The 24,272-nt window shown below is 56.3% G+C and carries 23 protein-coding genes; 17 read left to right on the plus strand and 6 right to left on the minus strand.

Annotation, left to right across the window (positions count from 1 at the left end):
- Nucleotides 1–674: 674 nt before the first annotated feature.
- The 8 genes from VGG64_19165 to VGG64_19200 all read left to right on the plus strand — a co-directional run bounded on the left by VGG64_19165 (nt 675) and on the right by VGG64_19200 (nt 7,999).
- Nucleotides 675–926, plus strand: coding sequence for a hypothetical protein (locus VGG64_19165; protein HEY1601729.1), 252 nt, complete (start codon nt 675–677; stop codon nt 924–926).
- A gap of 19 nt (nt 927–945) precedes the next feature.
- Nucleotides 946–1,428, plus strand: coding sequence for a hypothetical protein (locus VGG64_19170; GenBank protein HEY1601730.1), 483 nt, complete (start codon nt 946–948; stop codon nt 1,426–1,428).
- A gap of 130 nt (nt 1,429–1,558) precedes the next feature.
- Nucleotides 1,559–1,888, plus strand: a complete 330-nt coding sequence (locus VGG64_19175) for a hypothetical protein (protein HEY1601731.1) — start codon at nt 1,559–1,561, stop codon at nt 1,886–1,888.
- 651 nt (nt 1,889–2,539) lie between these two features.
- Nucleotides 2,540–2,890, plus strand: a complete 351-nt coding sequence (locus VGG64_19180; GenBank protein ID HEY1601732.1) for a DUF2513 domain-containing protein — start codon at nt 2,540–2,542, stop codon at nt 2,888–2,890.
- 1,013 nt (nt 2,891–3,903) lie between these two features.
- Nucleotides 3,904–4,407 carry a hypothetical protein gene (locus VGG64_19185; GenBank protein ID HEY1601733.1) on the plus strand — a complete coding sequence of 168 codons (504 nt, stop codon included), beginning with the start codon at nt 3,904–3,906 and terminating at the stop codon, nt 4,405–4,407.
- Between the two features lie 231 nt (nt 4,408–4,638).
- The gene (locus VGG64_19190) at nt 4,639–5,829 is read left to right on the plus strand and encodes a hypothetical protein (protein HEY1601734.1); all 1,191 of its coding nucleotides are present in this window, start codon (nt 4,639–4,641) and stop codon (nt 5,827–5,829) included.
- Between the two features lie 2 nt (nt 5,830–5,831).
- The gene (locus VGG64_19195) at nt 5,832–7,526 is read left to right on the plus strand and encodes a hypothetical protein (protein HEY1601735.1); all 1,695 of its coding nucleotides are present in this window, start codon (nt 5,832–5,834) and stop codon (nt 7,524–7,526) included.
- A 23-nt stretch (nt 7,527–7,549) separates the two neighbouring features.
- Nucleotides 7,550–7,999, plus strand: coding sequence for a hypothetical protein (locus tag VGG64_19200; GenBank protein HEY1601736.1), 450 nt, complete (start codon nt 7,550–7,552; stop codon nt 7,997–7,999).
- A 50-nt stretch (nt 8,000–8,049) separates the two neighbouring features.
- Here the strand turns inward: VGG64_19200 and VGG64_19205 are convergent, their stop codons facing one another.
- From VGG64_19205 to VGG64_19230, 6 genes are all read right to left on the minus strand, one after another.
- Nucleotides 8,050–8,499, minus strand: coding sequence for a hypothetical protein (locus VGG64_19205; protein HEY1601737.1), 450 nt, complete (start codon nt 8,497–8,499; stop codon nt 8,050–8,052).
- Nucleotides 8,500–8,701: 202 nt separating this feature from the next.
- A complete protein-coding gene (locus VGG64_19210; protein ID HEY1601738.1) occupies nt 8,702–8,926 on the minus strand; it encodes a hypothetical protein in 225 nt (74 codons plus the stop codon).
- On the minus strand, nt 8,923–9,177 hold the full coding sequence (locus tag VGG64_19215) for a hypothetical protein (protein ID HEY1601739.1): 255 nt from the start codon (nt 9,175–9,177) through the stop codon (nt 8,923–8,925). Before VGG64_19215 ends, VGG64_19210 begins: the two co-directional genes overlap by 4 nt.
- A gap of 11 nt (nt 9,178–9,188) precedes the next feature.
- Nucleotides 9,189–9,596 carry a hypothetical protein gene (locus VGG64_19220; protein HEY1601740.1) on the minus strand — a complete coding sequence of 136 codons (408 nt, stop codon included), beginning with the start codon at nt 9,594–9,596 and terminating at the stop codon, nt 9,189–9,191.
- Nucleotides 9,597–9,749: 153 nt separating this feature from the next.
- Nucleotides 9,750–10,043, minus strand: a complete 294-nt coding sequence (locus tag VGG64_19225) for a hypothetical protein (protein ID HEY1601741.1) — start codon at nt 10,041–10,043, stop codon at nt 9,750–9,752.
- A 984-nt stretch (nt 10,044–11,027) separates the two neighbouring features.
- Complete coding sequence (locus tag VGG64_19230) at nt 11,028–11,240, minus strand: helix-turn-helix transcriptional regulator (protein HEY1601742.1); 213 nt, start codon at nt 11,238–11,240, stop codon at nt 11,028–11,030.
- 1,416 nt (nt 11,241–12,656) lie between these two features.
- Here VGG64_19230 and VGG64_19235 point away from each other — a divergent pair.
- The 9 genes from VGG64_19235 to VGG64_19275 all read left to right on the plus strand — a co-directional run bounded on the left by VGG64_19235 (nt 12,657) and on the right by VGG64_19275 (nt 24,013).
- The gene (locus VGG64_19235) at nt 12,657–12,884 is read left to right on the plus strand and encodes a hypothetical protein (protein HEY1601743.1); all 228 of its coding nucleotides are present in this window, start codon (nt 12,657–12,659) and stop codon (nt 12,882–12,884) included.
- Between the two features lie 864 nt (nt 12,885–13,748).
- On the plus strand, nt 13,749–14,057 hold the full coding sequence (locus VGG64_19240; GenBank protein HEY1601744.1) for a hypothetical protein: 309 nt from the start codon (nt 13,749–13,751) through the stop codon (nt 14,055–14,057).
- Between the two features lie 1,611 nt (nt 14,058–15,668).
- Nucleotides 15,669–16,028, plus strand: a complete 360-nt coding sequence (locus tag VGG64_19245) for a hypothetical protein (protein HEY1601745.1) — start codon at nt 15,669–15,671, stop codon at nt 16,026–16,028.
- Nucleotides 16,029–16,392: 364 nt separating this feature from the next.
- Nucleotides 16,393–16,875, plus strand: coding sequence for a PEP-CTERM sorting domain-containing protein (locus tag VGG64_19250; GenBank protein ID HEY1601746.1), 483 nt, complete (start codon nt 16,393–16,395; stop codon nt 16,873–16,875).
- Nucleotides 16,876–16,888: 13 nt separating this feature from the next.
- Nucleotides 16,889–17,221, plus strand: coding sequence for a hypothetical protein (locus VGG64_19255; protein ID HEY1601747.1), 333 nt, complete (start codon nt 16,889–16,891; stop codon nt 17,219–17,221).
- A 1,768-nt stretch (nt 17,222–18,989) separates the two neighbouring features.
- The gene (locus VGG64_19260; GenBank protein ID HEY1601748.1) at nt 18,990–19,445 is read left to right on the plus strand and encodes a hypothetical protein; all 456 of its coding nucleotides are present in this window, start codon (nt 18,990–18,992) and stop codon (nt 19,443–19,445) included.
- Between the two features lie 65 nt (nt 19,446–19,510).
- On the plus strand, nt 19,511–20,497 hold the full coding sequence (locus VGG64_19265) for a tyrosine-type recombinase/integrase (GenBank protein HEY1601749.1): 987 nt from the start codon (nt 19,511–19,513) through the stop codon (nt 20,495–20,497).
- Nucleotides 20,498–20,875: 378 nt separating this feature from the next.
- Nucleotides 20,876–21,340: a hypothetical protein gene (locus VGG64_19270; protein HEY1601750.1), complete on the plus strand. Its 465-nt coding sequence runs from the start codon at nt 20,876–20,878 to the stop codon at nt 21,338–21,340.
- A gap of 300 nt (nt 21,341–21,640) precedes the next feature.
- Entirely contained in the window at nt 21,641–24,013 is a 2,373-nt protein-coding gene (locus tag VGG64_19275) for a dockerin type I domain-containing protein (GenBank protein ID HEY1601751.1), read from the plus strand.
- Nucleotides 24,014–24,272: the final 259 nt, after the last annotated feature.

The raw sequence follows: 24,272 nt of genomic DNA on the forward strand, positions 1-24,272 counted from the left end.
CCGATGGACATCCAAACCGACGTATACTAGCTTTTTCATGGGACCAGTCCTCCGTGGTGGCTCTGCGCATTGTAAACGCAACTCCAGCGTAACCCACGTCAAACGTGAGCGACTGGTCCCAACCATTCTGTCTACCGGAAAACCGCGTTTTTGACGCTAACGGCCGCCGAGCATTAGACTAAATGGTTCCATGTCTCCAGATCTTCAGACCCGCCGCCACTGGCATCAGTGTTGGCTGGAGACGAAGCTGGGAAATTCGGAACAGAAGAATGAATGCGGTAGCGGTCTTCAGTGGGCTTTTTTTTGTCGCGTGGATTCTTGTGGTGGCTGGGGGCGCTGTAAACTGGTGGCTCTTGGCTCGCCTCCACGAACGGCACCTATCTACATACGAGCGGCTCGGTTCCCCTAAATTGATTGGACCGTGGCGTCCCAGCTGGGAGTTCCTTAAGTTCATATGGTCTTCCGAATGGCGTTACCTCAATGATTCGGCGCTTGCCAGTGCGGTATTTTTGGCGAGAGTCGTTCGTGCATTGTTCGTCGCGTTAATTCTTATGTGCTATGTGATCTTCTTTCAGAATATCTTCTGAACCGCTTCTCGATTAGCACCACAGTGATGAACGTCCAATGAACCAAGCACCATTCACCCGCCGTTTCCAGTTCGGGAAACGTCTCTCATGACTACCACCGCCATTATTGTCATTGCCGCCGTCTTCGTTGCGATCTGGTTGGCGACCGTAGGTTTCAGCGTTGTGATGTTCTTAAATCGCAAGCCAGGTACCCCAATGCTGATGAACCCGACGTTAAATCCAAGCATTCTGAATGATCGCGGTCGATGGGCTAGGAAATGGTCGAATGTCCTAGCTATCTCCGGCGCAACTTGGTTAATCTTCGGATCGGTATTCGGATGGATGTTCTTTCGGCGATAGACCAGAATTTCCCCCGATTGTGAGCACCACAGGCTTTGGGCAAGCTGGTTCGTCGCTGGAGTCGATATTCCCGGTGAGCGGTACAATAGGTCGCATGCCCCAAGCTCCCCCTACCCGCCGCCGCCAGTTGAGCACCCGCATGACGCTATTTGCGAGCGCTGCAATACTCTTAGTTCCAGTAGGATTGCTTGTTTATTTGGAACTTCCACAAGCTACCACTATCAAGGTCGTCAATGCGTCAAGTCGAGCCGTTAGTGACATCCACATCACCCATCGACATGGAAAGATGCAATACGTGCCCGACCTTGGACCGGGCGAGGCAGAAACTCAGAGGCTAACACCCGGGCACGGGTCGGGGATTCGCATCTCATTCATCGATGGGCGCGGCAAGCTGAGAGTCGCGGAAGGCGACAACTACGTTAACCCGGATAATGGCAGCGACATTGAGATAACGATTGGCGAGGACACGGTGGAATTCACCGACAACTTGCATCCAAGCTGATACCGCCACGACCAATTCACTGTTAAGATTTTAACCATTGACGCCAGCTCCCCAGACCCGCCGCCACTGGTATCAGTTTTCAGTCGGGCTGGGGACGTTTGCCGACCAGAACATGCGAATTCGATGCCTGATGACTATCGCAGCAGCGGTCAGCATCGCTGGCTGTCGGCCCCGTGCCGACCAATCGAAGAAAGAACAAAGCAATGGCGTCGCGATTACGGCTAGCACCGAGGGCCAGTTTGGCCACCGTTATTCGTGGCATCTCATCGTCAACCCGGTGGGAATGGCGGAGCTGACGATTCACACGTCTCCTGCGCCGACCAAGCGGCAGTTCAGCATTCCAAAGGAACGGCTGGACGCATTCCGCGCCGCTGTGGCTCAGGAGCGTTTCTTTGACCTAGATGATGACTACGGCCAGATTGTGCCCGATGGCAGCGCTGACACGCTGACTTTAACGTAAGACGATGAATCGAAGAAGGTAAGAATCCATTTCCTGATGAACTGGCAGGGTGATCCGTCGAAGCTTCGCGATCCATGCCGAGCCGTTCGGCTATTTATGATGTTGCGAGGATGGTTCGACGACTCTGACGCGGTTGACCCGCGGTTTCTCGCGCTGTTTATTTGGCAGATGGTCAGCGCCGCTCGGATTGGTCTAAACCCCTGAATTCAGACTGACCCACGACCGTTTTTTCCCCATCACAAGCCAGACATTCTGAGCCGTCCACGGCTTCCCCCCAGACGGTGGCCAATCTCTCCTGGTTTAAACGCGTGGCTATTTCCCGAGACGACGGCCGCTCGGTTCGTATTGCAACGTGTTCAAGAGACGCGATCACCGTAGGTCGCATAGGGCGCTTAGGGCGGTATTTTCCTTTTCTGTGGGGTTCGGAGAGAAATGATATACGGTACGTATAGGGGAGCGTCAGGAAGAGGGGGCCAAAGGGATCCAGAATAGGAAAACGCGCCCTAAGCGCCCTACTCGCCCTGGCGAATTTCAGAAAAAACGTACACGCGAAAAAATTACGCACGTTTTTTCAAATTGCCGGAAACAATTGCCGCCAGTGGCCGGTGTCACGGACAAAAAAGCGTCCTGGGGTCACAGATGAAACGGGATATGGAACTGATTCGGAAAATAGTGTTGGCTGTCGAAGAAAACCCAACTGGTTTTTGCCCACCATTAAAAATCGACGGATACGATGCGGACGTCGTCGGGTATCACGCGTACCTACTTGTCGATGGCAAACTAGCGACGGGGATAAGTACGGCCGGCTTGGGAAGCAAAGGGCCGAAGTGGATGGTCAGCTCCTTGACCTGGGCCGGCCATGAGTTTGCTGATGCGATTCGCGACGACTCTGTCTGGAAGCAGGCGCAAGAAACGGTGAAAGTGAAGGGAGGAGGTTTTACCTTCGAAGTGCTCAAGGATCTGCTGGCTTCGATCCTAAAGACCGCCGTGCTCGGGGGCTGACTAGGTTAGCAGAAGCCAGCCTGCACACGCTAATCACCCACTACCGCCAGCCGGCGGCCGCACGTGCCAGAGCCCAACTCCCGCCGGCGATTAGTCCCTCTTCCGAGTTGTGGCCATGGGAGATCGCGCGCGGTGGGAATCCAGGTTTCACAATTGCTAGTTTTTGAAATCTCATCGCGGCTGTTGATTCCTGCTGCCATGTTGACATTGCCATTGAGTGCCAAATTCGGTAGCGTGGAAGTGTTGCCGAGGGAGAGACTGTTCGGCGACCCCCAAAACTAGAATCCGTTGCGACCGGATACAGCCGACGCCACGACCGCCGTGCAAAGTGCACAGCGACCGTGGCGTTTTTTTATTTGATGTGCATTATGGCTTCTCAAACTGCAACCATTCCGACGGTCTCCGAAGCGGACCAGACTACGCTACTGGATCGCGAGGAGATGGGCCGCAGGCTGGGCGTCTCTACTGCTACCGTTGACCGCTGGGCCGCCGACGGCACGATCCCAGCCATACGGTGCGGTAGAAGCGTGCGTTTTCACTGGCCAACGGTCTTGCAGAAGCTGCTTGCGGATCGCGATGCCCTGGCCGCGCCGCACCAACCGCCTGGGCGGACCATAGAGCTCATTTAACTGGGAGCATTTAATGATTACCGTTCCAACGCACGACAAAATGCCACTGCGTGAACTGCCAAGAGTCCAAGACTCCTGGGATCTCGAAGAGGAATTGTTTCGACAATACGCGCTACGAGAATATTTCACCCACGAAGACTGCATGCACTTTCGCGCGATGTGCCATGCAGCGGCCTTGTTAATCACCCGAATCCGTATTTCCAGTCTACAACTTCTCCCGAATGGTAAGAGGCGACTGGCTCGGATTGAGCGAGGAGTACACCGGGCATTATTGAATTTTACGGAAGAACTACTGGATGATCGGTAGTTGCGCGTACGTTTTTATTGTCGAGTAAAACGGTAGCCAAATGACGTCGAGCAATGACTTCCAAACCAACGAAAAAAATGAGCATCTTTGATCGCTTCAATCGTCAGCCAACCAATCGCCAGCGCGAGATTTTCCGCTATTGGGACGGCACGAAAGAACGCGGTGCCGATCCACTGGTTGTGCTGCGGGCGCTCGTCACGGATTCCGAGTTCGATATTAAGACGGACCCGGAACTTGCCGCACAAGGCATTGCTGACGCGACCGATAGGACGCTGAAAGCGATCCGGCGGGTGTTGAGTGTGCGCCCCTGGGAAACCCTCGCCTGCGGTAAGGAAGTCGGCCTGACTGACGCCGAAACCCTCGAGTTGCTTTCGGACTTCGGGCTGTATCTCGACGGGTTAAAAAAAAATTCCAGCCTGACGCCGACTTCGCAGCCTGCTACGGGTTCGACGGACTCAGTTTCGCCCAACCCACCGCCGGACGCGCAGCCTATGAGCGAATCGTCGGACTCCGACTCAACCTCGACCGATCCGAGACGCGCCGCAGCGTCGTTTTCCTCCGCGGGATCCGCGACGCCCTGAGCGGTGCGGTAAGCCGCGAATTGTTTGAAGCGATGGCCGAGACAGCGGAGTTAGGCCAGATGGATTTCGAGATTCAACGAGAAATGAACGCGAGCGAGTAAGCGAGTAGAAATGTTTCCCGCGCTAGCATCATTGGTTGGACCATTACTCGCTGGCGCTGGCATGCGCGCACTCGCCGGCGCCGCGTCTGGGGGCTCGGAAAGATTGGCGTCCGGAAAAACGTCGACGGGCATGGGCGACGTGACACAATCACTGATGTCGAATGCTGCTGAGAGAAACGAAAGTCGGCAGGGGGCGAGCGGTAGCGACGTGCATGGAGGACTGTTCTCGCGATTACTGTCCGGCATTGGAAGGATGATCGGCGCGGGACACAGAGACGTCGGTCCACAACGGCAGACTGGGCAAGGATTCGCAACACTCTCACAAGCATCGTCGGGCGGGGGCGTGCAGTTTCCTACCAATCACGAAAACAAACTGGTCAGCGACGTAACTGATTCGCTGATGTACCGAGCCAGGGAACAAAGGGAGCGGCGCGAGTCGCCCAGCGGATGGGGTGTTGGGCGAACGAATCCCCTGCGCAGCATCACTCCGGGGATCGCGAATCATGGTTTCCCGCAGGCAAGCAACAACCGTGGCGACAATCGCGAATCCGATGGCGGCTCGATTCTTTCTCGAATCGCAGCCACGTTGACGGACATCAAATCGATCCTAACCACAGGGCATCCCGGCGGCGCGCTGAACAATCTGCGCGGCCTAACTGGAAATTCTAGTGGTAACTCGCCGGATCATCGCAACGGTTTTTCGAGGCTTGCACATCACGCCCAGAATCTCGGCAGGCTGCTCGTCCCGCGATCTGCGGCCGGTGGTGCTGCGGAAGGAGCGGGGGCAGCGAGCGGTGCAGCTGCTGGTGCCGCAGAGGCTGGATTGTCTACGACGGCAGCGACAGTCGCCGGGCTGGCTGGCGTGGCGGGTGCCGCAGTCTTAACCGGCGCTGCCCTAGCGAAAGTGCCATCGGCGATGCATGGGTTTGCGAATTCGCTCTCTTCCGGGCAGGAATATTTGAAATCGTTCAACGGCAAGATCGCTGTTGCGTTTGGTCAGCTTCAGCAATCGAACAATCGCCTGAATTTTCAGCAGGGTCGCGCAACTGCCGATTCGGTTAAAGCCCTTTTTAAGTCGGAGGCCAGATACAACGAGGCCGTTCAACCGTGGAAAAACGAATGGGAGAACATCAAAAACGCGCTCTCTGCTGGATTGAATAATAGCGCTTCCGACATCATCGAAGTGGTTAATAAATTGCTTGGCGTCAACATAAAAATTGAAAAGAACACCCGCGATCCCAGAGACGCGCCGGCATGGAAGGGCTTCCTGTCGGACGTGGCCGAAGGAAAGTTTGCCGGGAAAACACGCAAAGATAGATAGTCATGACCAATCGAACCGACGTCTCTTACAACGGCATTACACTTGAGAATTGTCTCACCAAAATGTGGGATGAAACTGCCGTTTACGATCAAGAGAGCGAAACCGATGTTGTCTATCACAAGGTGCGTTTGACCGTCTCGTGCCTGGTGCATGATGTAGTTGGCTCCGGCCCCGTGGGCACATTTCCACAAGTCGGCAACTCGATCGTCGACTTTTTCTCATACATCAAAGCTCAACTGATGGAGACGCGCAAGCCGTTCGCCTACAGTGTCGGCGGCGTTCCTCTCGTGTCGCTGCAGGGGCCTGGTGCCTATGTTGCCAATGCCGACGTCAACAACGGCCCGAAACCTATCGACGTCAAGCTCGTCGGTGTGACGCCGAAACTATTTAAGATTGAATTCACCATCGAATTGGCGCTAGTCGATTGCAACAACGACACAAATACGCAGGGTGTGCTGAGCAATCGATGGTCGATGATGGACTCGTACGACACGAATTGGTTTTGCAACCGTACTGTTCGCGGACGTCTACGAATCGCGACGCTCAACTTGAACGCCCAATCATTTCGCTCTTGGGTTGTGCCGCCGTTGCAATCGGGATTCAAGCGCGAGGCGATGCACTTCACGACGTCGACGGACGGCTTGACACTGGAATATATCATCACTGACCGGCAGGTGTTCGCGTCTTGCCCGATGCCTGGCACTTCCTGGACTTGCGACCACAGTGAATCAACAAACGACGGCGCCAGCTCGGTCAGTGAAATCGCGATTCACCTCGAAGGTCCGCCGAACAGCAACAAAAAAGCCCTTGTTGCGCTAGGGGCTCAAATCGCCGAGAGCGTATTGCAAATTAATCGATACTCAACGGACGACAAGGTTGAGCAAATCGGCTTTGTCGATCACATGCATGACTCGACCGTTGACGTACTTCTTCGACTGCGACGAACGAGCACTCCTGAGTATTTCACGGCAATCGGCGCTGCCATTGGTAGCCCACTGTCACTGCCTGGTTACGATCCCAAGGTTTCGGCAGAGCCAACGGATATCGACCTCGCCAGTCCGGCTGGGTTGTTCATGTGCTATCTGCAAACTCCCTGCGACGACAACCACAAGATTGGCAATTCAACTTCCATCACTAGCCCGGGTGGAATCGCTGAGCTGCGGAATACTGTGCCTCTGGTGACTATGAGCCAGGGAACATTGGTCAGAACACTGGCGCCGGATTGGTCGTCCGAGCAACAGCGAGCGATGTACACCGAATACCTCGTCGATTCGAAATACAAAACGCACGCCATGACGCTGGCGCTGCCGATTGCGGCGAGTTCAAGCGGGCCGTCAAACGGCGTGACAACGCGAGCAACTGTCTCATTGGCACCGCCACAGACGACTCGAACAATCAAAATTACAGCCGAGCGATTCGGTGATTGGCCGGAGATTCCTGATTTGCTGACAACGTATGAGGATCCCACCGGCCGAGCGGTTTTAGTGGGTCGTGGGGAAGTGAATTTGCAGTCGCCGGTGTTGTCGGTCGATGGGCAGAATCGCATCTATTCTGCGACACAAACACTCGTTTATTCGCTACCTCGCGCGCCGACGTTGGCTGAGATGCGCGCGGTTCCCGTGCCGTGGATGAAGCCGGAACCGTCCGATGTCGCGCTGACGACGACCGCCGTGTTGACGGGCGGAGTTGGGCTATAGGGATGGACGAGTAGGATACTGCCATGTGGAACACAGAAGTATCCTACGGCTGGAATTCTGACGCGCCTCCGTGTGTCGCTGAAATAATTGCCGAGCATTCCAATCATGGTAGTAAGGCGGTATTTGCGCTAACTCGCGGCCCCCACCTCGGCGGTGACCATGAGTCCGTGTCGAGTATTTACAACGGGGACGAGCCTCTCGGGGCGATCGCCACAGCCTGCAGCAAAGTTGTGGACGTTATCTCCACGCTGGCGAACGGCAACGACGACGGAATCGGGCTGGCATTCGTCAACTTCGCGTCCAGTGGTCCGATAGTTAAGCCGCCAGCTAGAAAAGTCGACACACAGCAGGACTTCGCCGCGGCGCTTTTCGTTTTCTTAAAAGCCCTGTCGGAAAGCATCAAGCCGGTTGACATTAATAGTGCTTGCGACTGGGTAGTGCTCTCGTGTGTCCGCACCCCAGGCGATCAATAGTGCTGAAGAAAGGCGATGCACATATTGGCACGCCGGCTGACAAAACAGCTCTATCGGTTTACGGAAAGCAGCCACGCAAGAATGCCGCCACACAATGCGCCGAGAGGGACAAAAACAAACAGGTGCACAGGAATTATGCTAAGTCGAGCTGGACTGAAAGGTTCAGCAAGCGTGCGCTCCAGAAAGCCGCCAAAAACCGGCACGTACTGACTTGATAATAGTCCTGAGCAGCCAAGAACAATCGCGCCCATAAATGCCCCCATAACGATTGCCAGCGTATTGGGAGCACTTCTGTCGAATTGAAATTTGCTCGGCGAGTTTTGCGGATAGAAGTCCTGATCTCTAAATTCAGATGGAACATTCGTCGTTGGCAAGTCCGGCGCCGGTACTTCGACTCGAAATTCTCTGTCGCAGGTTGGGCACAGCATGGTTTTGCCCGCATATTCGTCGCTCCACGGGAACGCTTCATTGCAGTGCGGGCACGCGATCGAGTCAAACATAAGATGCTCGCTCACCAATAGAGCCAGAGTCATTTGCCGACGATAAAGTGCGAATGAGATTTTTTTTACCACGACACAGAGATGTCTGCGTGAGGAGTTACAGTCACGCAGACAAATGCAATGATTCTCGCGCCCGCAATCGGTAGAGTCAAGCAACGGCGTCCACGCCAACACGCGTCCTGGCAATCAGGACGATGCTTGGTTAAAGCTCTTCGCCCAAAACATCCGTCGCGGCGTCACGCGCTTGCTCTACTGTCATGCACTCAGCCACTAGACTGCTGTAACCTGCAGACATTTTGTACACCCAATAACGGTCGCGGGCGTACCACACCTTTGCTCGGACGTCATTTCGGTGGATGTCGAGCACGGTTTGGCCGTCTTGGTGCGGTAAATTGGATAGGTCGTCGAGTTGGACTTCGCTGGTCATGCGTGCATACCACCCGCAACTTCTCTAATCCCTTGCTGCGCCCACGTCCGCGCCACGTCCCGTGCTTCGATCACCGACCGAACAGTCTGCGACCGCCAATTCTCCTCGTTCAGCACATCGACCTGATTGACCCAATATGTGCCTTGCCCATTGCAAGTGACCGTGATCGTCCATTCGTCGCTTTCAACGACGAGCACCGGCTCGCCGAGACGGTGCGGACGTTCGGTCAAAACGTCGAGAACAACTCGCATGGATTGCGCCTTCACTCAGCTATGCGTGCGGTCACCACGGCCTCGACGAAACCAACGTAGAAGTTCAGCAAGAACCGGCTCGGGCCTATGTCGCCGCCCTCTTCTTGTAGCGCCCTAAAGAATTCCAGCGCTTTTCCGCGGCTACCGGCGACCGACACCCCCGGGCCGTGAATTGCCGCAAACAGCATCCCGGCGGCTTCATGGACGCGCTCCCCAGGTGAGCTGGCGCCCGACGTCAGATTGCCCTCTTCGATCCATTGCCCCAATACGTCAACCGTACATGCTTTCAGTACACGATCGCGCTGCCGACGGGTTGACGTAGATGACCAATAGAAACCGGCAGCCCGGCCGCGTTTGCGTGCCTCCCCGATTTCCAGGGCATTACTGACGTCGGATGGATCGTCGAGTCCGTTATCCATCCGACTAAACCTCAGCACCAGTCATTTTCGCTCGCTGTTCCTACCTTCCGAGTAGGTGGCGGGAAGCGTCTGTGGAAGTGCCACCAGTGGCCGAGGGGAAATGCTCGCTTCGGGCCAGGATCGCCCGACAAGTGGAAAGACGAACAGACCCGCCTACCGAGGAAATCCGTAGCGGCTGTTACGTTGAGAATGTTCCTTGGCTGACAACCATCCATCACTATTGTCATCAAGGGTCCTGAATTCCTTTCTGGCTTTTTTCCCAGCCTTACCGGCTTTTTGGCCAACGTATTCCTCTTCGCTAACTCTGTTGTCATCGTTGGTGTCAGTCGTCATGAAGAGTAGCAGCTGCGCGGTAATCTTCTGGCTTGATGCCCTTTCAGCTCCTGCCGCGACACCGGACATCACGAGAAGGGAGAGCATCAGCGCTTTGTATCCGGAGAACTTCATGGGACGGGCTCCGTAGGCGGGCTGCGGTAATGGGTGGCAATAAATCCCGCAGCAGCCTTAGCTAACGCCGTGCCAAATTGCCTCCCCTCCAGCTTGCGCCCGGCGTGGGGAACAAGGAGAAACCCCATGGCCAGGAATCCAGCGACTGGCGATCCCAAGCCGACCGAGACCGACCCCCCCGACCCGAACTCGCGAAGTGGAGACGGTCTATCGCGGCAACACCAAGACTGTAGAGCCCAAAGCTCGCGAGCCTGGCGCGCTTAAGTGTGGCGTCACTCACCATTGCCCCTCGGCGCGTGAAAAGACGCCTGCTTGGCACAGCTATCGCATGCAGCCGCTTCCGAGGTCACCAACCCAGTCAAAACAAATGGCGCTTGCATGGAAAACAAACACGTTGGCAGCCTTTGGATCATCGCGATGATCGCTGTTGCGGCATGTTATTTCCTTCTCACAATAATTCTTGACGCTGCGATTTAGCGAGCTGAGCAGGGCATCGGTCCACTGGGGGCCATTTTGGTCGTTGACCGTCCGTGCAATCGGCGCCTACGGTGCCTTTCGATTGCTGTACAATACAGGCCATGCCTCACAAAAAACCGATTCCTCTTCGTCATCCCCTGAACACCCCCAAAACGCGACTGTGTCCAATCTGCGGGATGCCTTCGTATTCCGCCTCCGGCTCCCACCCGCAATGCACCGACAAGAAAAACTGATCAGAGGTCCCGACGTCGGCCAGTCATCGGCCGGTTCATCACGTTCATAAGTGGACACCGCGGTGACCACCCCGCCAGCGGCGCATCACGGCCGTCTTGCCAGACGTACGATCAAGTTATGGACCCCGATTTCCTCGAACACTGGTTTCCGCAGCTGCTTGCCTGGGGCGTCATCATTGCTTGTTTCGTCGGCGTCGCAGTTGTGGCGCAGATGTGATTTTAAAGCTCTTGCGCTTCGAGGCATTGGCCGAAACAGTGACCTTGATTTCGTCGCTCATGGTTTTCCTTCCTCCGTATCGGATGTCATAACGAGCTCCATTCCGAGATGCGTGGCAATGTGACCGGCTTTCCGGAGGCCGATATCCTTCCCGCCCAGGAATCGGCTGATGCTCGACTGCTCGACGCCAGTCGCCCTTGCGAGATCAGCTTGTGAAATGCCACTTGCGATGATCGCGGCGCGCAACACGTCGCCGATCGGCTTCGCCATTACTCACCCTTCTTCGGCCGATTGGCCGCACATCGTGTTAAAGTTCTTCCCCTTGACACGCTAGCACATGATCGCAGAGATATTCTGTCGCAACGAACCGACCACGTCGTTGACGAAAACGTAATCGATCGAGAGAATGCGATTCTTGACTATCACCTTGGACGAATTGGCGGAGAAAAAGCATGAGGCGCATTTTTGTAGTCATCGGTGTTATGATTGGCTTCGGATCCTTTGTCGAAAGTGCGAACGCGCAGTACAAACCCCAGAGTAGGCCTTTCGATACGCAATCCCGCCGGCCATCAGTTAGTCCGTACATGAACTTGGTCAACAACAGCAATGCCGGCGCCTCGACCAATTACCAGTCGCTTGTTCGCCCACAGGTTGATCAGCAAAACTTCAATTCGCATTCGGCCTCGGCGATAAAAAATCTGCAGCGTAGTGCTGATTCTCCCGCGCGTTCGAAATCGACGGGTGGCGGCAGCAATGCAAAGCTTCGCTCGACAGGGCATGCTGCGGTACGGCAGAATTATTCGCACTACTATCCCACGTTGGGTCGATAGCCCATCGGACGACCGGTCGTCGAATCGTGCCCCTCGGCCGGCAGTATAACTCTGCAATGCTCATGATCGCGGCCGTTGCCGTCGCTGGTGTTGTGGGCGTTGCGGTGCTGATTTAACAACGAACCCCCGATTCACCTACGGGGGCGGCCAGGGCCATATTTTCAGTTGGCCCTGCGGACCTCGCTATACTCCGGCCGACGTTCACCGAGTCGGCTGCCAGGGCCGACGCTAAACCTTCGGTCCTGCGGTCTGCTGGCTGACTCACTCTTTCCAAGGACACACATCCGGCCAACCGGTAATGAACTGCTTCTCCGCCATGCGACGCAGCTTCCACAGCCGCTCGTATCGCTGGGCGAGCTTCTTTTTCACTTCGGACGCATGGGATAGCGTCGTCCATTCGCCGTTTGTGGAGGGCGGCCGAAGATGCGAACGCGATCGTCGAGCCGCGCTCTTGGCACCAACGATAACGACCGGCCATGGCGTGGACCGAGTAGCGCAAGGCGAATACCGGCCGACTGACAACCCTGAGATCAGCCTCTCTACCGACGACCCAGCCGCGCCCTAGGGCAACGCTCAGCATTCTCGCCTTCCTGCCCTATCACCGGGCGCCTTGATCCCAGCGACGGTCCCGAAGATGTGGCCGCTGCCAGTGGAGCGGATCAACGCGAGCCACGCCGAATTCTCCGTGTCCCTCTAATTGGGTTGCAAAGTCTTCTTAGTTGGACCCGTCGCCCGCGTTTGACGCATTCGGAGCCGGTGGCGTCCCCTTTTACCAGAAATTCAAACAGCCGGCGCGCAGTTTGCAAACGGTAGCAAAAAAGGCCGTAAGAAGCTGGGGCCGGATCGGAGAGAGGCAATGTGCACTGAAGTGAGAACGATACACGTCGACCGCATTAGTTACGCTCTGACCGTGGACACGTACGGTGCCGAGGTATCGGCGTCGTGGCGCTATTGCCATTGCGACCAACCAGCCACCTCGACGGTGCGCGATTCAACCGTTGACGATGCGGTCGCACGCGTTATGGGTGATCTGTGGGACCATCACGAAAGTTGCCATGCGAGCGAATCGCTCGCTGCTGCCTAGACCTTCCACGGAAGAGTGCAGTCCATCGTGCCGATACGATAAGTTCCGGCGCTCAGCCGTTTTGACTCGATGGAATAAACTATGCCGCTCGTGGCCGTGACTCGACTTCGCGTCCGCTCCTGGCGCTTTGTGCCGGCGTTTGCATGGCATACATGGCAGTCCATTCGGCAAGCACGCTCCGCTGCCGGCAATTTGGGCGTTGCAATACGGAAGGCAAAGGGGTTGGCGTTTTGGACCGCAACTGTTTGGAAGGACCGTGCGGCGATGACCGCCTTTCGAAACGCGCCGCCCCACGGTGCCGTGATGCCCAAGCTCCTGGAGTGGTGCGATGAGGCGAGTCTCGTCGATTGGGAACCAGATTCATCCGCAATGCCCAACTGGCCAGCGGCAGAACGCCGGATGGCAGAGTCTGGGCGATTGTCGAAAGTCCACCAACCGTCCCGAGATCAGCAAATCGGCCGGCTCGATTTTCGACTAAAAGCTCGTTCGACGAAACGGGACTCAGGGCGCTGATCCGCTTGTAGGATTGCTAACGGGCGTACGGTTGCAGGAAACTATCGCCCAACTATGCTGGCTCCATTGATTTCCTGCCGGCCCCACAAGTCGCGGATTCATATGCCAGGACAAGTCGAAGACCGAATTCTCACTCATCGCCTAATAGTCAACGGCGTCGCCTGCGCCGTGACAGTCCGAATGAAAGACGGCGCTTACAGGGCGCGGTGGTTCTGCGGGGCATGTTCCAATCACAGTCCAACTTCGTTCACGGACTCCTCTGTCGCTGCAATGGTCAAGCTTGCCGCCGATGACTTAGAGCAACACGTTCATACAGTCCATGGGTAGTGATCGCGGTCCCACAACAACGAAATGCTCGAACCCGCCGACAAAAGTGAGATTCGGTTCCCGGCGTTTCTGGTCGGCACGGAGACTCCCGCTGGCTACTATGCCACCATCGTAGTCGACGATGGCAAATGGCTTCCGCTTTTTGAGAGCGAAGAATTAGCGCAGCTATATCTCGAAAGGTTTGACGCAGACACGGATCGCATGCCGCTGGCGGTTGAACGCGAGGCGTTGAGAACCTGGATGCTCGCGTACCCGCATATCCGCGGTTGCATTTTGAATCCCAGCGTGGACGGGCCGTGGATTGAATACATCGAACGGCACAACTTTCTCTGACGCATTAAGCCGGCGCGTGACTAGTGGTGTCCGCTTGACGACCAAAGCGCACAACTTTCTACCACACGCTGCCTTAGCGTGGGCAATGTTCACGCTCACGTTGCTTTGCTTCACAACGATGGCATAATTTAAATGGGTAGGCGGATTGCATAATTCGGCCTGCCTCCGTCAGGTTGTTTTCCGTCAGCTTGGCGGTTTTTTTCGCGCCACAATGGGCAAGATTTAGGTACTAAAGTATCCAGACGATTTATTTGCGGCCGCATCCCGCATCGTCTAGATTCACGTTGTTGCCGGGCCTAACGCGGCGACAGGCCGCCGGGTAATTGGTCTCATAGCTGATTACTTGACGGCTTTTTGATGCGCCATTGTTGACCGCGCTCGTCGCTCGATTAGATTGTGTGCTGTCGCGCTTCTGGGCGATGAGCAGGCCGCCAGGTATTGAGCCACCTGGCGGCCGTTTTTGCGCGCTCAGTGATACCGTGCCCCGGGGTACGTTCGTGCCATGTACCATCGTTGACTGCGCCGATTGCCAGATTAGACTTGCCGATGTCGCGCTTCTGGGTGATATGGGGTCGCTGGGTGGATTGGACCTAGCGACCCTTTTTCATGCGCGAAATTGTTGCCGGCATGAAATGGTTGCTGGAACTGTCGAGTCTCCTCACTCACTTGGAACCAGCCATGACGCATAAACCTGTAATCGCGCAAGAGTGGACCTGCGATGCATGCAATAAAACAGAACTAACGGCTGTCATCGCACTTCCTGAAGGCTGGACAAGCGGAACGCGGGTGTAGGTCGGGGAAATTATCAAAGCGATTGACCTTTGCCAGGATTGTTCTCGGGACCGAGCGCAAGCCGTTGAGAATTGCAAGAGACTGATGCGATATTGAAATAGGTACTTCGGCCGAGATCTGCAATCGCCTCGACGGGGTCCAGTTGAATTCCCGTTCCCTACCGATTATTTTAGTACCGCCGACGTATGCTAAGGCGTCGACATTGGTCGCCGGTTACACACGAATGCCCGGCGACCTTTTTTATGCGCACTGCCAGGCCACATTTTTCGCTTGCTTGCGCGCCAGACGTCGCATAGATTTAGCTTCGTCCACCTGGTGCTGACCGTTTGCCACGTGCCTGCGTATTGGTTACGCGGGGCGGGGTCCGTCGGCACGCAACTGGGTGCCCCTGCCGGCGGTCCATTTCTATTCAATGGGCGCCTTGCCGATGGCTTTGATGGGCTCTCTCGCAAACCTAGCTGCCTGGACGTCCCGGAAAGTGCGCCGAGGACCTAACGTGAGCTTCGACTCACGTCGCGATTCGCTGGCATGTCGCCATCGCCACTGAACCAATGCGCTCATGATGGATAATCCACGCGACGCTTTAGAGGCCCGTATTAAGTCTTTAGATGCCGCGCTTGATCAGCTCGGGCCTGGCGACGAGACGCGAATGCAAGAACTATTGAGGGAGTGGAGCGAGGTGAACAGAGAAATTGCAATCGTTCATAAATCAAAGCCCTCGGAAACATGGCGGGAGGCTTGAGGCAACTCGTCGCAGGCCGGCTCGCGAGCAGGAGAATCTGCTTAAATCCGGAATTCTCCATCCGGTTTGTTGATCGCATGACGCCTTTGGTAATGGGCCGTTCATCTTTGACGCCTGTCTTTAGACGAGCTTGGCTATACGTCGCCTCCGAAGTATTGATCGGTTCTCGCCGCCCTACGGACAACGTGGGGGTCGCCAGGCGCTGCCCAGCCTGGCGGCTTTTTTATGCGCCATCCAGCAGTTCCGGCACGATGAATCCTGACGAAATGCCCCGTGATGACATAGTCCGCGTCGCCCAGTATCGTGGCGTATCGATCTACAGAGGCGGTGAGAAGTTTTTCCTCATGATGCCAACGGTAGATGGAATGCATACCCTGATCGCCGAGTCCGTCTTGGAGGCGGAGAACATCATCAATGCATTCATGAATTGCAAATAGCGGGTCGTCTCATAAAGCGACGCTCCAGGATGCCCCAGGAATTGCGCCGAGGGGTAGGCTTGGCCCTACCGTCTGCTAGACTTTTCAACTGCCGGTCAATTCTTGGCTGCGCGAAGTGTGTTGTGCACCTGACAAAGGAGAAACGCCAATGATCGCTATCAGATGGACGAAACTGCTTACGTGCGTTTCGATTCTTGCGCTGTCGTGTAGCAGGACCTTAGCCAGTGATGTAGAAGTCACAGTTAATCCCCCCTTCTCCGATCCTCCCTTCGCTGTCACGCCAGGGTACGCGGTGTCATATACTCCCAGCACTGGGATTGACCTGACAGTTCCGAGCGCTTTTCCTCAGCCGAATACGGACGTGATGGATGACAACAAGTTCGGCGTTTCGCTGAACTATGGGGGAACGGGCTACACCGTACTGACGTCACGGTATCTCTTCGAAAACTCGCCGGAAATCGCTCTAACTGTCGCGAATCTCGATTCGGCTTTGAACTACGAAGTATTCGTGCAGACGTTTGTCAACAGCGGATCCGACTTCTACGGCGGGCGTTATGGCTTTGCAAGTGGCCAGTTGACCTCGTATTTCTATTCCGATGGAGGTTCTCTGATCGCAACCGGCACAAATGGTCCGAACGACCAGGGCCAATTTCAAATTCGCGAGTTCGATTTAGGAATGCATCCGGCTGCTGGCGGCCAGCTGACGCTTTATTTTGATGATTTCAACCAAACCGATTTTGTTGGTAACTTCGCTGAATTGCGTCTCGCTCCAGTACCCGAGCCCTCCACGCTCATCCTCGCCACACTCGGCGCCGTCGCCTTACTGGCCTATCGCCGTCGCCGCTGAGTACAATCGCGGCATGAGCGAAGAGAAGCCAAACCGCCGTCGCTGGTATCAGTTCGGGCTGGGGACGATGCTATTGGCGGTGACCGTTTTTGCGGCATTGCTGGGCTGGGAACTGGACTACATCCGTGAGCGCAAGGAATTCCTTGCATGGGTCGAGAGCACGTGCGCGGCCGAGGGGAACCATTCGTTCACGATTGACACGCTGGCCGTGCCGGCTGAGATTCCTGTGTGGCGTCACTGGATGGGAGATAAGCCGGCGGATGCAATTACGCTGCCATTCGTGGCGACAAAGGCCGACGCCGATAAAGCAAGAACACTCTTTCCTGAAGCTAAGGTCGAGCGGTAGCCAGCGACCCCAGGCAACCGCAATCCGGTGACCTGGGGTCGTTTTGTTTACCAACGGTCGGATTGCCGTCCTGCGGTGTTCAATCATTTCGGTCTGGGTGCTTAGCGGCTCCCGGCTGGCCGCTGGGTAGCGCCCCGAACACTGCCCAGCGGTCTTTTATTGCGCCAGCGATTGGTCAGCGGTACAATAGGTCGCATGTCTACTGGCTCTACGACTCGCCGCCGCTGGTTTCAGTTTGGTCTTGGGACGATGCTTTGGCTGATGCTGACAATAGCGCTCCTCTTATTCGGCCTTAACGAGCGATTCAAGCGATCCGAAGTTGAATCGGCATCGGCTAGCAAGGAAGCTTCGCTTGCGCAACAGCTCGCACAGACGCGAAAACAGGCATCGGACGAGCAGAGGAAGCGCCACAGATACCAGCAGGAAAACTCCGAACTTCAGCGCGCAGCCGAGTCCAAGAAATAGGCGATCTTAAGTCACTTACGCCTGCACACACTAATCACCCACTACCCACTGCCGGCCCTCTTTGACTTGCTATCGCGTGAACCAGTAACGTGAGCGATCCGCGCCAACAGAGCTGCCAAGATCGCAAGGCTTGCGGCTCACGAAGCATTAGCAAGTCGAGTCGTTGAAGTGGCGCGACTCCCGTGATGGCCTGCGGTTTGGCTGACAAGGCTTGGACGATCAAGGAATTAATCGAGCGAGCAGCCGTGGAGTGATAGATGGCCGAAAAGAGCTTTCATCGATTCTCACTATCGGACGAATACGACGCCGATTGCGATGAATCAGAACGCGGCCGCGCTGGTCAAATCTATCACGTACGCGGGACTTCTACCGGACGCGGAAAGACACTTACGCCAATTGCCCGTTACTTCTGCTGGAGACCGAGCTTCGTAGAGGGCTTTAATGGACATTGGAGAGTCGATTGCTTCGTCAAAGAACACGCCCTAGCACCGAAGCCACTAGCTATCGGACAATCGCTGGTCCAAGCACTAATGCGCGAACAAATATGCCTTGAGCCGATCTGGCTTTCAGTGCATCAGAGCGAGGAGATATCGGGAGGCGCATTCGGGCAAGTGTTTGAAGAGGACTGATCTAACTTTCTTTTTTCCCACACACCGGATTACCAGTACCATTCTTTAAGCCTGAAGTAGATTCTTTGGTCATTTCTGCCCTATGTGGTTTTTTTATTTCGTCCCCCGGGCTTCAGTTCCAGCCCGAAGTAAGCCGCGAGTTTGTCGGCCGTCCGTTCTAGCCGAATGTCGCGGTGCTGGTCGGGATCAGCCGACAAAAACCGGCTGAGGATTGGGTGCGAGACCCCACACCGCTTGGCCAGTTCGTTGAGTGAAAGGCCCGAATCTTTAATCGCGCATTTGATTTGCTTGCTGATTGACATCAACACAAGCATAGCAAATATGCCGCTTGGTGGCAATTGACACAGTGGTGTCAACTGCTACAATGCCGATTAGAAAGTGGCCCCCGCGATGTTGTACCATCCGGGGGCCGTGGAAAACCCCAAGTCCGACCGGAGGTTTACGATGTCCAAGGTAGCTACACGTAGGAAAAGCGTCCAGCGCACGAAGGCTCGATGCCGAAACGTTGAAATTTACGCCATTGAGACTATCCATCGTGGCAAGTCCGGGATCTTCGATGCCATGCACGACGGCGAGAGGGCTCGGCAGCTCGTCGAACAACTCACAAAAGCCTTCCGCGGTACTACCAGCCGCGCCATTCTCCACACCACGAGCGTGCGGATTGGGGGTGTCCTTTGAAGACTAAAGCAGCAAAGAAGCCCGTCCAGCGTCGAAAGTTGTTGACAACCAGACGAACTGAAACTGGCCGCACTGTCACGGTCTATTTCCTAGAGATTAGGACGCCCGATAAGCCGGTGGAGTTCAGCCGCGAGTCTCTAAACAAGGAATGGGCCGAGGACTCGTTACGACGGGTTCAAAAGATCCTCGAAGACTGCAGTGGATGTATGGTGAAATTGCATTCCGTCACCGCCAGAATACCGATGGATAACGCTCCGCGGGTGACGGCCGCCCGTGAGCAGCTCTATCAAGTTGTGGTCAAGCATGAAGACGGGCTACGCGAGATCGTTGCGCAATTCATGTGCAAGGGTGAAGCGGACGGCTACACGGAAACCTACAACAAAAAGAGAGAAGACGGCAATATCGCAAAGGCTATGAAGATGCCGCCGTTGCCTGTTCTCAGAACGTACTAGCTACGTCCCGCTGGCGTCGTGTCGACCATACGGCGCCAGCGGTTTTCTTCATGGGAGAAAAATACATGATCGCTCTTAACCAACTCGCATTAATCGAAACCGCACCACACCCGCAACCCCTCGTCGCCGGTGATCCGAACGTTGCGGCGGCGGGGCGGTTAATTGCCTTGTTCGTCCGTTCCGGTAAGAGTGAGCGAACGACCGCAACGTATCTCGGCGCTCTCGATGACTTCGCTGGCTTCATGCAACAGCCAACGGCTGCGTTCGCAGTATCCCAACTGCTGGCCAGCGGCCGTGGCCCCTGTACAGCAGTGATTCAGCGATACCTAGTCAACATGAACGATCGAGCCCTGGCTCCGCACACGCACAACCTGCGGCTCACGGTGCTGCGCAGTCTGCTGGAATTCGCCAATTCTCTGGACATGATTTCCTGGACGGTCCGGGTCAAAGGGATTCGTGGGGCTGGCAATGTGAAGGATTGCCGCGGTCCGACTTTGGAACAAGTCCGAGCGATGTACGCCCGGATTGTTGGCGATGATGCACCCGCCCGCCGGTCGCGCGCCGCATTCCGGCTCTTGTTCGACTTGGGCCTGCGTCGCATGGAAGTCCTAGCGATCGATGTCGAGGATTGCGACCTATCGCCCGGTGGCCGTGCGTGCGTCATGGTGCGAGGGAAAGGGAAGCGGACTAAATCACCGATCACTCTGCCGGAGGAGACGGCCGCGGCCCTCCGTTCGTGGATGGCCGTTCGTGGCGCACAGCCGGGACCGCTTTTCATTAGCCTGTCGAATTCTTCGAGGGGCAGGAGACTGTCCGGCCAGTCCCTGTTCGTGCTGATTCAGGATCTGGGTCGCCAAGTCGGGACTAAGACAGGCATTCATCAGATGCGTCACAGCTCAATCACCGCCGCGCTGACCGGAACGAACGGCGACGTGCGACGCGTGCGGTTCCACTCGAGGCATGCCGACTTGGCGACGATCGCGAAGTACGATGATGCACGGCAAGACATGGCCGGCGGGGTCGCGAAATTGGTTGCGGGGATGCTGGAGTGAGGGACTACAGACCACTACATCCTTCTGCCTCGAATACAGCGTTTCTTTGTCGGTTTTCAATATTGAGTAATAACACTTGAGAAACTGCCCGAGGTTCGATATTCTCAAAACAGTCGTCGTTTTTCGTGCTTTTCGGCTGGCTTTGCGTGTGCCCTCACACGGTAGAAGTCACAGGTTCGAGTCCTGTAACGCCCATTCGTTGTAAGCCCCGCCGAAACGAGCATTTCTGTTACCTGCCGATGGTCGGCAGTGCGGCCTTGAAGTCCTCCGAAATCCGGTAGTCTACCGGCTTGCTGATGGCTGGAGGTGCGCACGATGTCCGCTACCAATTCGGCACGCATTTCATCATAGCGCCGTCACAAGCCAACGGGCCAAGCGGTGGGCACGCTTGCTGGCAAGGACGGATATCTAGGGCTTTGGGGAACGGCTGCCAGCCGAGCAGAGTACGATCGTTTGATTGGCGAATGGATTTCCAACGGTCGACAGCTCAACGACGTTTCGGACAGCTCGATCAATGAGTTGATTGCTGCGTATTTTGAATTTGCTCAAGGCTACTACCAGAAAGACGGGAAGCCCATGGGCGCGATTGCGGGCATTAGAATAGCTCTCGGGTTTTTGCGAGGTTCTTATGGTCATACGCTCGTGAGCGAATTTGGTCCCCTTGCATTGATCGCTTTACGTGACCGCATGATTGAAGCGGGACAGAGTCGTGGCTACGTCAATGGCAATGTGGACCGCATCCGAAGTTGTTTTAGTAGTTTATGGGCATGGCTCGCCGATTCCCGGCTACGACCGACGAACCGCTCGCGCCGTCTCGATTGGAAACTTGCGATCAGCTACTAGGACGGTACTTATTTCCCAGGGCGCCGCGGCAACTGCTTGCGGTTTGGTAATGTGATCGCAGTTTCGTCGCCTTAACCGCAAACTACGTTGCAGGCTGCGGCAGCGCAGTTTAGTCTGCTGCCTGGGCGTCGACTTTGGTGGTAGCGTCCTAGCCGCGTTCGAACGACGAATCACCACGTCGCGACTCAGTCCCTGTCGCTTTCGCGTCCGCGGGCCGAGCGTTGTGTTTTTGAGCGGTGCGCGTTGCCCGTTCGGCTTTCATATTGGACGGTCTTTGTTTCTCTCGAAAGGGTGGGAGCGATGGTACGAGGGCGTGTCGTATGGCGCAACGTCAGGCGGGGAACCCTATCCGCAACAGCCGTCTTGGTGATCTTGCTAGGGCCGACAAGCATCGCGCTGGCACAATTCACGTTGCTCAATCAATTCGCTAACGGTGCGGCGAATAGTCCGGGATATTTACAGTACCCAATCGACGTCGGCAATGTTGGACCGGACGGACAAGTTCTCGTTGATCAGGGCCAGTTGGGAACAGACGGCATTGTCAAAGCTTACTCAGCGGACGGCAGCTTCGTGCAAACGCTCGCGAACGGACCTGTTGGTTCGGAGGTGTCCTTCAACCAGCCGGGCTATTCCGCGATCGGTGCAGATGGGACGTATTATGTCTCCGATTTCCTTCACCAAACCGTAGTTGTCGCTGGCACCACTGGCGTCGCGAATCATTACCTGCCGAGCGTGGCCGCTTTCAGTGACCCTGCTGGTGTCGCGGCCAGCGCTGCCGGCACGCTATATGTCGCCGATAAAGATCACATCGACGTCTACGGCACGATATTTAACGGGACCAGCTATCCGTCCTTGGGAAGCTTCGGTTCAGCGGGGTCCGGTGCTGGCCAATTTGGCGCCTTTGGCATTGGAGCCATTACGCTCGACTCGACAGGCGCGAACCTATACGTTGCTGACGGTGGGAATAACCGCATCGACGTTTTTTCGTCCGCAGGCGCTTACGAATCGTCAATCGGCAACTTGTCGGGACCTGGCCAACTCACCTTTCCGACCGGGGTCGGCGTCAGCGGGACCGGCTTGGTTTTCGTGGCCGATGACGACCCCGGCATAAAGGTCTTTTCATCTGGCGGTGCGTATCAAGAAACGGTCGCGGCCACGGTGAACGGCCAATCCTTTCACGCGGTTTCTGTCTCGGTGGCACCAACCGGGCTAGTGTATATAGCCGGGCAATTCAGCGGTGGCGGCAGCCTTGGCGCTTTCCGCTATTTTGATCCTGCTTCGTGGGCTTCGGGCACCAACACTTTCACCAATCCGACAACCGGACCCACAAGCGTGGCGGTGGGCACCGGTCGGTTGCTGGGCACGAACCTGACACTCGATGCCACCAAGGGCCTGGTGGTCGGCCAGACAACAACGGTCAATAACGGCGGATCGCTCACGTTGGCCGGAGGTACCCTGAACACGGGCAGTCTGACGGTCGACGGCACCGCGAGCAACGCCAATTTCACTATGACCGGCGGTAGCCTGACGACCGACGCGATCACGGTCAGCAATGGCGGCATCGCAGATTTTGTCGGGCAGCCGCTTTCGGTGGCGCTCGGCGGCACGGTGTCGGTCGCGGATGCCAACTCGCAATTCAAAGTTGAGCAAGGCGCGACGTTTTCGGCCACGGGGCTGACGAATCACGGCCAGGTTACTGTCGGGTCGAATGCCGATTTCATCGTTTTCAACCCGGTGGTCAATCAGGCCACGGTTAACCTCAACGGCGGCGAACTCGACATCCGCGGCTTGCTCGGCAACGCGCCAGGTAGCACGATCCAAGGCACCGGCACGCTGAACACGTCCTCAGGACTGTCCAATAGCGGCAGCGTGCAACTAACAGGGCAGGCAAGCATATTTGGCACTGTCAACAATCTGGCAACCGGCGGCACGATCGAAGTATCAGGCGCGCAGAGCCACACGTTCTTCGGCGGTGTAGTCAACGACGGCACGTTCACGATCGACGCGGGTTCGAGCGCCGCGTTCCAGGGAGGCTACGCTGGTCCGAACGGCACGGCCGGCACGGGCACGGCCACTTTTGCCGGCGGGCTGTCACCCGGCGTTCCGACCGACATGGCTTTCGGCGGTAGTGTCGCGTTGCAGCATGCAAACGTTACCACATTGCAACTGGCAGGCACCACGGCAGGCAGTGGTTACGACAAGATCGACGTCGCGGGACAACTCAGTTTCGATGGCACGCTACTGGTGGCGCTGCAAAGCTTCACGCCGCAAGTTGGCGAGGTGTTTCACCTGTTTTCGTGGGGAAGCGAGGTCGGCACATTCTCGCAGTTGAGCTTGCCGGCGCTGCCAACCGGCTTGTCGTGGAACGCAGCGCAGCTTTACACGCAAGGTAACTTGAGAGTGACCATCAGCGGCGACGTGAACGCCGACGGCGTCGTCAATGGACTGGATATAAATCAGATCGCCACCAAGTGGTTGGCCACCGGTACTGGTATCGCTGGTGACGCCAACAACGACGGCGTAATCAACGGTTTGGATATCAACGCGGTAGCCTCGAACTGGCTCCACACGGCGGGCGGTGGTACTGAGGTTGGCGCGGCTGTCCCTGAACCCACAAGCTTCATGATCGCCGCGCTCGCCGGACTCGCCTTACTGGCCCACGGACGTCGTTGATTAGGATGATGCGCTTCCTGATCCGGACTCAAATCCATTAGGGTGCGCACCGTGGCATTGACGATGCGAGAAGCCCACGGCCTCCCTAACAACACCGCGGTTTCTTCTGATGAAAAGCTGCGGAGGAACATGAGAATCCGAACGGAACCCCGGTCCGGCAAAGCTGAAAAGGCAACGTCGATCTCGCCTGCCGGTAAACTACCGGATTCGGAATCGGACTACCGCGATTCCCCGCGTAGAAACTGGATTGTTTGCAAGC

The sequence above is a fragment of the Pirellulales bacterium genome (genome assembly GCA_036490175.1).
Lineage (GTDB): Bacteria > Planctomycetota > Planctomycetia > Pirellulales > JACPPG01 > JACPPG01.